10 protein-coding genes and 1 pseudogene are annotated in these 11,229 nt (G+C 66.3%); 10 read left to right on the top strand and 1 reads right to left on the bottom strand.

All coding sequences use genetic code 11. The features are described from left to right. Positions 1-175: 175 nt before the first annotated feature. Genes WAW85_RS10995 through WAW85_RS11020 form a run of 6 tightly spaced genes read left to right on the top strand, consistent with a single transcriptional unit; the run spans position 176 to position 4,933 of the window. Positions 176-1,015 (top strand): undecaprenyl-diphosphate phosphatase, encoded by an 840-nt coding sequence (locus WAW85_RS10995; protein ID WP_422559651.1) that lies wholly within the window; start codon positions 176-178, stop codon positions 1,013-1,015. Between the two features lie 30 nt (positions 1,016-1,045). Next, positions 1,046-1,780: an MSMEG_4193 family putative phosphomutase gene (locus WAW85_RS11000; RefSeq protein WP_422559652.1), complete on the top strand. Its 735-nt coding sequence runs from the start codon at positions 1,046-1,048 to the stop codon at positions 1,778-1,780. Positions 1,781-1,807: 27 nt separating this feature from the next. Continuing rightward, entirely contained in the window at positions 1,808-2,509 is a 702-nt protein-coding gene (locus tag WAW85_RS11005; protein ID WP_422559653.1) for a DUF3090 domain-containing protein, read from the top strand. A gap of 10 nt (positions 2,510-2,519) precedes the next feature. Next, positions 2,520-3,323 carry an SCO1664 family protein gene (locus tag WAW85_RS11010; RefSeq protein WP_422559659.1) on the top strand — a complete coding sequence of 268 codons (804 nt, stop codon included), beginning with the start codon at positions 2,520-2,522 and terminating at the stop codon, positions 3,321-3,323. Positions 3,324-3,346: 23 nt separating this feature from the next. After that, entirely contained in the window at positions 3,347-4,615 is a 1,269-nt protein-coding gene (gene mshC / locus WAW85_RS11015) for a cysteine--1-D-myo-inosityl 2-amino-2-deoxy-alpha-D-glucopyranoside ligase (RefSeq protein ID WP_422559654.1), read from the top strand. 9 nt (positions 4,616-4,624) lie between these two features. Further along, positions 4,625-4,933 (top strand): hypothetical protein, encoded by a 309-nt coding sequence (locus WAW85_RS11020; protein WP_422559655.1) that lies wholly within the window; start codon positions 4,625-4,627, stop codon positions 4,931-4,933. 7 nt (positions 4,934-4,940) lie between these two features. Here the strand turns inward: WAW85_RS11020 and WAW85_RS11025 are convergent, their stop codons facing one another. Beyond that, a complete protein-coding gene (locus WAW85_RS11025; RefSeq protein ID WP_422559660.1) occupies positions 4,941-5,804 on the bottom strand; it encodes a PAC2 family protein in 864 nt (287 codons plus the stop codon). 60 nt (positions 5,805-5,864) lie between these two features. Between WAW85_RS11025 and metH the strand changes: the two genes are divergently transcribed. The 4 genes and pseudogenes from metH to hisE all read left to right on the top strand — a co-directional run. Beyond that, on the top strand, positions 5,865-9,449 hold the full coding sequence (gene metH / locus WAW85_RS11030) for a methionine synthase (protein WP_422559656.1): 3,585 nt from the start codon (positions 5,865-5,867) through the stop codon (positions 9,447-9,449). Positions 9,450-9,461: 12 nt separating this feature from the next. Continuing rightward, positions 9,462-10,409, top strand: a complete 948-nt coding sequence (locus WAW85_RS11035; RefSeq protein WP_422559657.1) for a DMT family transporter — start codon at positions 9,462-9,464, stop codon at positions 10,407-10,409. Beyond that, on the top strand, positions 10,406-11,125 hold the full coding sequence (locus tag WAW85_RS11040; RefSeq protein WP_422559658.1) for an HAD family hydrolase: 720 nt from the start codon (positions 10,406-10,408) through the stop codon (positions 11,123-11,125). Before WAW85_RS11035 ends, WAW85_RS11040 begins: the two co-directional genes overlap by 4 nt. Before the next feature lie 2 nt (positions 11,126-11,127). Continuing rightward, positions 11,128-11,229: pseudogene (gene hisE, locus WAW85_RS11045) on the top strand (phosphoribosyl-ATP pyrophosphatase); the annotation flags it as partial.

An 11,229-nucleotide genomic window follows, 5' to 3' on the forward strand; every position in this document is an offset into this window, starting at 1 on the left:
CTCCCGGTACCGACCGCATCGTCGTTCCCGCAGGCGGCGAGACCGGCGGCGAGGGCAAGGGTGGCCGCGACGGCCGCGCTTCTCAGGTGCACGCGCATGGCTCCTATCTTGGCCGATCGGCGCGCCGCGTCGACGATCGGGGCCGTCTGCGGTGCGGTAGGTACAGTGGTCCCTCGTGACCGACATGACCTGGGCGCAGTCCATCGTTCTCGGAACCGTGCAGGGGCTGACCGAGTTCCTGCCGATTTCGTCCTCCGCCCACATGCGGATCGTCTCCGAACTGTGGTTTCACGACGATGCGGGTGCATCGTTCACTGCGGTCACCCAGCTCGGTACTGAGCTTGCGGTGCTGGTCTTCTTCGCCAAAGACATCGTTCGGATTCTCCGAGCGTGGGGCGCGGGGCTGTTCGACGCCACCAAGCGCGGGATCGACTACCGCGTCGGCTGGTATGTGATTCTCGCTACCATCCCGATCGTGATCCTGGGAATTCTGTTCACCGACCAGATTAGAACCGTGGGCCGGAACCTCTATCTGATCGCCATCATGTTGATACTTTTTTCGTTCGTCTTCGTTGCCGCCGAACGCTTCGCGACGCAACGCCGCGGGTTGGACCAGTTGACGCTGCGCGATGCGATCATCATGGGTTTCGCGCAGTGTCTGGCCCTGATTCCGGGCGTCTCGCGCTCGGGCGCCACTGCCAGCGCCGGATTGTTCCTGGGCCTCAATCGGGAAGCGGCGTTCCGGTTCTCATTCCTCATCGCCATTCCGGCGGTAGTCGGCTCCGGCGTCTACAGCCTCAAGGACGCCTTCGAGCCGACGAACATCGGGCTGCAGGCCTCCGGTGGGCAGATCGTTCTCGCCACGATCATCGCGTTCGTGGTCGGCTACGCCGCCATCGCCTGGTTGCTGCGCTTCGTCAGTGATCATTCGATGAACTGGTTCGCTGCCTACCGCGTCATCCTGGGTACCGTCGTGCTGATCTTGCTCGGCACCGGTGTCGTCGCGGCCTCCTGACCGACGCGGTCCGCCCACTAGGGTGACGGTATGACGGTGATCCTGGTCCGGCACGGACGATCGACGGCCAATACCTCCGGAGTATTGGCGGGCCGCACCGAAGGCATTGGCCTCGACGCCCACGGGGTCAGCCAGGCCGGTGCCCTTCCCGGACGGCTGACCGAGGTGCTCGAGGATCTCACCGCCGTCGTGCGGTCACCGCTGCAGCGGTGCGCCGAGACGGTCGCGCCACTCATCACACAGCTCGGTCAACGCGCCGGCGGGGCCGCCCCGGAGGTCGTCGACGAGCGGGTGGTGGAGGTGGACTACGGCGACTGGAGCAATCGGCCACTGCGCGATCTAGCCAGCGAACCGCTGTGGAAGACGGTGCAGCAACACCCGGCCGCCGCAGTGTTCCCCGGCGGCGAAGGATTGGCGGAGGTGTCCCGGCGGGCCACCACCGCGGTGCGTGCGCTCGACAAGCTCTACGGGGGCGACGACGGCGGGCGTCCGTGGCTGTTGTGCTCGCACGGCGATGTGCTCAAAGCGATTCTCGCCGATGCCCTCGGCATGCACTTGGACGCGTTTCAGCGCATCGTCGTCGATCCAGCGTCGATCAGCGTCGTGCACTACGGCACGGCCCGCCCGCAGGTGCTTACCGTGAACAACGTCGGTGCGCTGACCCTCCCGCGGCGCCCCGCACAGGCCGCGACGGTCGGCGGGTCGACCGGAACCGCGTGTGTCTCATCGAGCGCAGGTACCGTTGAAGCAACCATCGGAGAGTAGTCGCTCGGGCACAGAGAGGGGCCGCGCATGTCGCGCATGATTCACGAATTCCGTGACCCGGAACGCTTTGTCGCGGGCACTGTCGGCGAGCCCGGCGATCGTAGCTTCTTTCTGCAGGTCACCTCGGGCCCACAGACGCTCAGCGTGCAGATCGAGAAGCAGCAGGTACTAATCCTGGCCGACCGCCTCGGCTACTTGCTCGACGAGGTCGCCCGCCGTTTCGGCACCGCCGTTCCGCCGGAAGCCCAGGTCTCGGACACTTCGCCGCTGGAGATGCCGATCGATGCCGAGTTTCAGGTCGGTTCGATGGGACTGGGCTGGGACGCGGAGGGATCGTCGGTCGTCGTCGAGTTGCTCGCGGTGACCGACGCGCCGATCGATGAGGACGTGATTCTTGACGACACCGCGACCGGCCCGGACACGGTCCGCATCTTTTTGACCGCCCAGGCCGCCCGCGAGTTCTCGGCGCGCTCGCAGCGCGTGGTGGCGGCGGGCCGTCCCGCATGCCCGTTGTGCGATCAGCCGCTGGACCCGAACGGGCACCTTTGTGCCCGCAGCAACGGCTACAAGCGCGGCGCCGAGTTCAGCCGCTCGCTCGAGTTCGTGGACCCCGAAGTGCTCGGCATGCTCGGACGTTTGGTTCCGGGCTTCGACGCCGCCTTCGAGGCGGACCCGGAGACGGAGGACGGCGACGCCGACGACGAGCCCGGCTCCGGCGAACGTGCCTGACACCACGACTTTGCGACGGGTGCTGTCGACTGGCGAACTCACCCTGGAGGGCCAGATCGACTCGGCGAGCAATGTGACGCTGGTCTGCCAGGCGCATCTCGACGACGCGACGGTGCGTTGCGTGTACAAGCCAGTGCGCGGGGAGACGCCGCTGTGGGACTTCCCTGACGGGAGCCTGGCCGGCCGCGAAGTGGCCGCCCGGTTGATCGATCAGGCCTTGGGCTGGGATCTGATCCCGGAGACCGTGCTGCGCAGCGAAGGCCCCGCCGGGGCCGCGCTGGGTCCGGGCATGGTGCAGGCCTGGATCGACCAGCCCGACGAGCCGCACACCCCCGAGCCGGTGGAGATCGTCCCGGCCGACGAGGTTCCCGCGGGGTACATTCCGGTGCTGCGTGCCCACGACGCCGACGGCTCGGTGGTGGCGCTCGCGCACGACGGCACCGACCCGCGATTGCGTCAGCTCGCGGTGCTGGATGCAGTGCTGAACAACGCGGACCGCAAAGCCGGACACATCCTCATCGACCGGGGCGGTCGGTTGTACGGGATCGATCACGGTCTGACCCTGCACACCGAGCCGAAGTTGCGGACCCTGCTGTGGGGTTGGGCCGGCTCACCGGTTGCCGACGACCAGCGCGGTGATCTGGCGGCCCTCGGCGAGTTGCTGATATCGGCGTCGGAACTGTCGACGTCGTTGCGCAGTGTGATCTCTCGCGCCGAGATCGCGGCCCTGGCCGAGCGTGCCGCGGCATTGGCGGGCGGGCAGCTCCTGCCTTTTCCGCCGGGGCAGCGCGCCATCCCGTGGCCACCGTTCTGACCGCCGAAGCTAGAGTGAACGCCATGCAATCCTGGCCGTCGCCCGCGGTGCCCGAGATCGACGGCACTGGACCTGCGCTGCGCTTATACGACACCTCCGATGCGCTGGTGAAGCCGGTTGCGCCGGGGTCGGTCGCCACCATGTACGTGTGCGGCATCACTCCGTACGATGCGACCCATCTCGGTCACGCGGCGACCTATCTGGCGTTCGACACTGTCAATCGGGTGCTGCGCGATCAGGGCCACGAGGTGCACTACGTTCAGAACATCACCGATGTCGACGATCCGCTCTTCGAGCGGGCCGAGCGCGACGGCATCGATTGGCGCGATCTGGGCACTCGGGAAACCAATTTGTTCCGTTCGGATATGGAAAACCTGCGCATCCTGCCGCCGCGTGACTACATCGGCGCGATCGAATCGGTCGACGAGGTGATCGCGGCCGTCGGCGCACTGCTGAAATCCGGTGCGGCGTACGCCGTCGACGATGCGGAGTTTCCAGACATCTACTTCCGGTCCGGTGCCACCGGAGTTTTCGGCTACGAGTCGAACTACGACCGCGCGACCATGGAGACGCTGTTCGCCGAACGCGGGGGAGACCCCGATCGGCCCGGTAAACGCGACCCGATCGATGCGCTCCTGTGGCGCGCCGCCCGGCCCGGTGAACCGTCCTGGCCCGCTCCCTTCGGCGCCGGCCGCCCCGGCTGGCACATCGAATGCTCGGTGATCGCGCTGAACCGGCTCGGAGAAGGCTTCGACATCCAGGGCGGCGGCAGCGATCTGATCTTCCCGCACCACGAGTACTCGGCCGCGCACGGCGAGGCACTAGCGCAGCAACGGCGCTTTGCCCGGCACTATGTGCACACCGGAATGATCGGCCTGGACGGCGAAAAAATGTCCAAAAGCCTGGGCAACCTGGTACTGGTTTCCACGTTGTGCGCCGCGGGCGTTGATCCGCGCATCATTCGGCTTGGTCTGCTCGACGGTCACTATCGCGCCGACCGGATGTGGACCGAGGCGGCACTCGGCGTTGCCGCCGAGCGACTGACGATGTGGCAGCGGGCCGTCGCCCGCGAGAGCGGACCCGCCGCCGCCGCGGTGATCGCACGTGTCCGCACCCACCTCGCCAACGATCTGGACACTCCGAAGGCGCTTGTGGCGATCGACGGGTGGGCCAAGAGTGCGCTGGCCGGAATCGGCTCGGCGTCGGGGGCACCCGATCAGATCGTCGGCATCGTCGACGCACTATTGGGCGTGGATCTTCGATCTGCGCATCCGCCCCGCCCCGTTGATTAGGCTGCGATCGTGACCCCGGTGACCGAGATCCCTCCCGATGCTTCCGACGGCGTATTCGTGGTCGTGACGCGTACGTCCACCTACCTGATCGACGTGGCGGAGAAGACGCTGCTGCGCGCCCCCGGCGTCAGCGAACACACCGAGGGCGACTGGGAAGTCAGCGAACTGCGCCGCGACTCGCAAGACATACCGCTGCTGAGCGTTCGGTCGTGCCGCATCGGAGAACCCGGTCAGTTCTGGGTGAGTGCCGTCGACGACCCCGCGGTGCGTACCTGGCGGATCACCACGCCGGTCGTCGAGATCGATCGCATCGGCTGACCGGAGTTCAGTCAGCGGGACCGCGGCCGCGAAGGTAACGCTCGAATTCGGCGGCGAGGGTGTCGCCGTCCACCTCGGTGAGTTGATCAGCCGCGTCGTTCTGCTCGTCCAACGCCCGTTCTTCCAACTCGCGCACATAATTCGCCATGTCCTCGTCGTCGGCCAGCATCTCGTTGATCGACTCCTCCCAGTCCGTGGTCTGCGCGGGCAGCATACCGAGCGGGATCGGGGTGTCCAGGACGGCTTCCAAACGATTCAGCAGCGCGAGCGTGGCTTTTGGATTCGGCGGATGGCCGAGGTAGTGCGGCACTGACGCCCACAGCGAGATTGCAGGCACTCCGGCCTGGATGAACAGCTGATTGAGCACCCCGGTGATGCCGGTCGGTCCCTCGTACTTGGATTCGGCGAAGCCGTACTTCGTGACCGCTTCGGAGTTGTACGCCGACCCGGTGATCGGGACCGGCCGGGTGTGTGGCGTGTCCGCGAGCAGCGAGCCGAGGGTCACCACGCGTTCGACGTTGAGCGCGAAGGCCATGTCGATGATCTCCTGGCAGAACGTCCGCCAGCGGAAATTGGGCTCCACACCGAGTACGAGGACAAGGTCACTGGTCCCGCCGGGGACCCGGCAGTAGGAAATGCCAGCCGACGGCCATTCCAAGCGCCGCATCACACCGCCAGCCTGGTGTACCGTCGGCCGCGCCGACTGATAGTCGTAATAGTCGTCCGGATCGATATCGTACAGATCGGTGGCATCCCAGGTCAGCGCCAGATGCTCGATGGCGGTGGAGGCCGCGTCACCAGCGTCGTTCCAGCCGCCAAAGGCCGCGACCAGCACTGGTCTGCGCAATTCCGGCAGGTCCTGCGGCGTCATGGGGCTCACGCCGACCAGCCTACGGTCGCGGCGAATTCGGGGCGAACTACGCTGGTAGGCATGCCCATCACTCCGCCTGACGCTTCCCGGTACGACACGACCTTCCTGCAGGCCATGTCGCGGCGGGTCCTCATCGGCGACGGGGCGATGGGAACCATGCTCCAGGCGGCGGAGCTGACTGTCGACGGCGACTTCCTGGGTCTGGAAGGCTGCAACGAGATTCTCAACCACACCCGCCCCGATGTACTTGCCGACATTCACCGAAGCTACTTCGCGGCCGGTGCCGACGCGGTGGAAACCAACACGTTCGGCTGCAATCTCTCGAACCTCGGCGATTACGAGATCGCCGACCGCATTCGTGAGCTCGCCTTCAAAGGCACTGCCATCGCCCGCGGGGTGGCCGATGAGTTCGGTCCGTCCGCCGATGGCACCGACCGGTTTGTGCTCGGATCCATCGGTCCGGGTACCAAGCTGCCCAGCCTCGGGCACACCACCTTCGCAGTGATCCGCGATGCGTACGTCGAATGTGTCCTGGGCATGCTCGAGGGCGGCGCCGACGCGATCCTGATCGAAACGTGCCAGGACTTGTTACAGCTCAAGGCTGCGGTGGTCGGCGCGCGCCGGGCAATGGTGCAGCTGGGCCGGCACCTGCCGATCATCACGCACGTCACTGTCGAGACCACCGGCACCATGCTGGTCGGTTCGGAGATCGGTGCGGCACTGGCGGCCATTGAGCCGCTCGGGGTCGACGTCATCGGCCTGAACTGCGCCACCGGCCCCTCCGAGATGAGCGAGCACCTGCGCTATCTGTCCAAGCACTCCCGGCTGCCGGTGTCGGTGATGCCTAATGCCGGTCTGCCGGTACTCGGGCCGACCGGAGCGGAGTATCCGCTGGACGCCGACGAGATGGCTGCGGCGCTGGCCGGCTTCGTCGCCGAGTTCGGCCTTCAGTTTGTCGGAGGCTGCTGCGGTAGCACACCCGAGCACATCCGCCGGGTCAGTCAAGAAGTTGCGAAAGTGGTTCCGGCGCAAAGGAACCCCCAGCATGAGTCGGAGACGTCGTCGCTGTACACGGCAGTGCCGTTCGATCAGGACGCCAGCTTCCTGGTGATTGCTGAGCGCACCAACTCCAACGGGTCCAAAGCCTTCCGCGAGGCGATGATCGCCGAGGACTATCAGACGTGTCTGGAGACGGCGAAGGAGCAGACCCGCGACGGCGCGCACATGCTCGACCTCAACGTCGACTATGTCGGCCGCGATGGCGCGCAGGATATGACGGCGCTGGCTAGTCGGCTGGCCACCGCGTCGACCTTGCCGATCATGATCGACTCGACGGAGCCGGACGTGATCCGCGCCGGACTGGAGCACCTCGGCGGGCGCAGCGCGGTGAACTCGGTGAACTACGAGGATGGTGACGGTCCGGACTCGCGCTTCACCCGGATCATGGAGCACGTCGCCGAGCACGGCGCGGCCGTCGTCGCGCTGACTATCGACGAGGAAGGCCAGGCCCGCACTGCCGACCACAAGGTGGCTATTGCCGAACGTCTCATCACCGATCTGATCGACAACTGGAATTTGGAGCAAGGGGACATCATCATCGATGCCCTCACCTTCCCGATCTCGACCGGTCAGGAGGAGGTCCGCCGCGACGGCATCGAGACCATCGAGGCGATCCGCCGATTGCACGAGACATACCCGCAGATCCACTTCACCCTGGGTGTCTCCAATATCTCGTTCGGTCTCAACCCAGCCGCCCGGCAGGTACTGAATTCGGTGTTCCTGCACGAGTGCGTGCAGGCCGGGCTGGATACGGCGATCGTGCACGCCTCCAAGATCCTGCCGATGGCCCGCATCCCGGACGAACATCGCGAGGTCGCGCTGGACCTGGTCTACGATCGCCGCCGCGAAGGCTACGATCCGCTGCAACGGCTGATGGAACTGTTCGAGGGCGTCTCGGCCGCGTCCGCGCGCGAGTCGCGGGCCGCCGAACTGGCCGCGCTGCCGCTGTTCGAGCGACTCTCGGCCCGCATCGTCGACGGCGAACGCAACGGTCTCCTCGATGATCTGGACGAGGCGCGCGCCCAGATCCCGCCGCTGCAGATCATCAACGAGCACCTGCTGGCCGGGATGAAGACGGTCGGCGAACTGTTCGGCTCCGGTCAGATGCAGCTGCCGTTCGTGCTGCAGTCGGCCGAGGTGATGAAGATGTCCGTTGCGCATCTCGAGCAGTTCATGGAGGCCACCGACGAGGACGGTAAGGGCAAGATCGTGCTCGCCACCGTCAAAGGTGACGTGCACGACATCGGCAAGAACCTGGTCGACATCATCCTGAGCAACAACGGCTACGACGTGGTGAACATCGGTATCAAACAGCCGATCGCCACCATCTTGTCGGCGGCCGAAGAGTCCGGCGCCGATGTGATCGGCATGTCCGGTCTGCTGGTGAAGTCGACCGTCGTGATGAAGGAGAACCTCGAGGAGATGAACTCGCGCGGCAAAAGCGAGTTCCCGGTTCTCCTCGGCGGCGCTGCGCTGACCCGCACCTACGTCGAAGGCGATCTAGCCGACGTCTACGAGGGTGACGTCCGCTATGCGCGCGATGCCTTCGAGGGCCTCACGCTGATGGACGAGTTGATGGCGCTCAAACGCGGCGACGGCCCCGGCCCGGATAGCGAAGCGGCGCAGGCGGCGGCCGCCAAGGTCGCCGAGCGCAAGGCGCGCCGGGAACGGTCCCAGCGCATCGCCGCCAAACGCAAGGCCGCCGAAGCCCCGGTCGATGTCCCGGCGCGCTCGGCGGTCGCCACCGACAACGAGATCCCGACGCCACCGTTCTGGGGCACCCGCATCGTCAAGGGCATCACGGTGGCGGACTATGCGTCCATGCTCGACGAGCGGGCGCTGTTCCTGGGCCAATGGGGTCTGCGTGGCACCCGCGGCACGGAGGGACCCGACTACGAGGAGCTGGTGGAGTCCGAGGGTCGTCCGCGGCTGCGGTACTGGCTCGACCGGCTGGCCACCGCGGGGATCTTGGCGCACGCGGCCGTGGTGTACGGCTACTTCCCGGCAGTCAGCCAGGGCGACGTCGTGCATGTCCTCACCGAACCGCGCCCGGACGCGCCGGTGCGGCACAGCTTCGAGTTTCCCCGCCAGCAGCGTTCGCGCTTCCTGTGCATCGCCGACTTCATTGCCTCGCGTGAGCAGGCGATCGCCGCCGGTCAGGTCGATGTGCTGCCGTTCCAGCTGGTGACGATGGGCAATCCGATCGCCGACTTCGCCAACGAGCTGTTCGCGGCGAACTCCTACCGGGACTACCTCGAAGTCCACGGTATCGGCGTCCAGCTCACCGAAGCCCTCGCCGAGTACTGGCACCAGCGGGTGCGCAGCGAACTGCGCTTCGCCGCCGGCACCGCCGCCGACCAGGATCCCGCGGCCGCGCAAGGCTACTTCGACCTGGAATACCGCGGTGCGCGATACTCATTCGGTTACGGTGCGTGCCCGAATCTGGACGATCGCGCCAAAATGATCGATTTGCTCGAACCCGGAAGAATCGGGGTGGAACTGTCCGAAGAGCTGCAGTTGCATCCTGAGCAGTCCACGGACGCGTTCGTGCTGCACCATCCGGAAGCCAATTACTTCAACACCTAAGGAGTTTTCGACGTGCACTGGTCGTGGGCGAACTTTCTTGCCATCGTCCTCGCGCTGCTCGCGGCACTGTTGTTCGCGGTCGCAGCGGTCCTTCAGCAGAAAGGAACCGAGGGGGTCTCCGGCGACGACGCGCTGGGGGCGTCCTTCTTCATGAAGCTGGTCAAGCGAAAGGTCTGGGTCGCGGGCATCACCGCTGACATCCTGGGATTCGTGGCGCAGGGCGCAGCTTTGGCCATCGGCAGCCTACTGGTAGTGCAGCCGCTCCTGGTCACCACGCTGATCTTCGCGTTGCCGCTCGCCGCCTACGGGAACAAGCGCAAGATGGGGCGCGAAGAATGGATCTGGGCGGCTGTGCTGGTCGGCGCGTTGGTCCTCTTCATGGTGCTCGGTGATCCGAAGGGCGGCATCTCCGAACCTTCCGGCAAATCGTGGCTGGTGCCGATCGCGATCATGGTCCCGATCGTGGTGTTCTGCGTGCTCATGGGCGGCCGGATGCCGCACGGCACCGGTCGTTCGTTGACTCTGGCCGTCGCCGCCGGTCTGCTCCTGGGTTTTTCCGGGCCGTTCACCAAGACCGGTATCGACGCCTTCGGTCAGGGCCTCCTCCACGGTCTGGCCAGCTGGGAGTTCTGGGCGATGGCGGTCACCGCGACGCTCGGTACCCTGTGGCAGCAGTCCAGCTACCAGGCCGGTGACGTCCAGACCAGCCTCCCCACGGTGACGGTCCTCAAGCCGGCTGTCGCGATGATCCTGGGTTTGACGATCTACCAGGAGCACCTGGCCGTCGATCACATCGGCGACGCGATCGTCGTTGCCGCGCTGGTGATCATGTTCCTGGCCGCATTCGCGCTCGGCCGGCTGGGAGCACCGCCCGACGCTACCGACTCGCCCGCTACCGACTCGCCCGCTACCGACTCGCCAGCCACTGTTTCGGTGCCGGCCGCGGCGGAGAAGGCATGAGCGATCGGGTCCTTCCGGCCGCCGTCCTGTGGGATATGGACGGCACCATCTTGGACACCGAACCCATCTGGGACCTGGCCATGGACGAGCTCGCGGAGCGGAACGGTGTCGAGATGACGCCGGAGCTGCGGACGTCGACGCTGGGCAATAACGCCGTCGACGCGTTGACCAAGATCTACGACGCGGCGCACCTCCCGGAGTCGGGCCGCGACTATGACGCCGATGAGGCATGGATGGTCGCGCTGGTGGTCGGGCTCTTTGCTCGGGAACTCCCGTGGCGGCCCGGCGCCGTCGCTGTGCTGGACACGATCGCCGCCGCACAGATCCCGATGCTCCTGGTTACCAACACGCAGCGGGAGATCGCCGATGTGGCGATCAAGACCATCGGAGCCGATCGCTTCGTCGCGACGGTGTGCGGCGACGAGGTGGCCCTCGGCAAACCGGCCCCGGACATCTACCGGAGGGCCGCGCAGCTGGCTGGCGCCGACCCGCACGATTGTCTGGCCATCGAAGATTCGCCGACCGGTGCAGCCGCGGCCCACGCCGCCGGGGTGCCACACCTCGTCGTCCCGTCCCAAGTCCCAGTGTCGCCCGCCACTAAGCGGGTGTTTCGCGAATCTCTCGACGGACTCACCCTCGACGAGCTGGGCGCGTTATTCGCGGCGGCCCGGACAGGCCGCCGGACCGCCACTTACGAGACGTGCGAAAATAGGTAACCGTGAAAACCTTCGACGATCTCTTTGCTGAACTGACCGATAAGGCCGCGACCCGCCCGGCGGGCAGCGGCACCGTCGCGGCCCTGGATTCCGGTGTCCACACC

The sequence above is a fragment of the Gordonia sp. (in: high G+C Gram-positive bacteria) genome (genome assembly GCF_049299075.1).
Lineage (GTDB): Bacteria > Actinomycetota > Actinomycetes > Mycobacteriales > Mycobacteriaceae > Gordonia.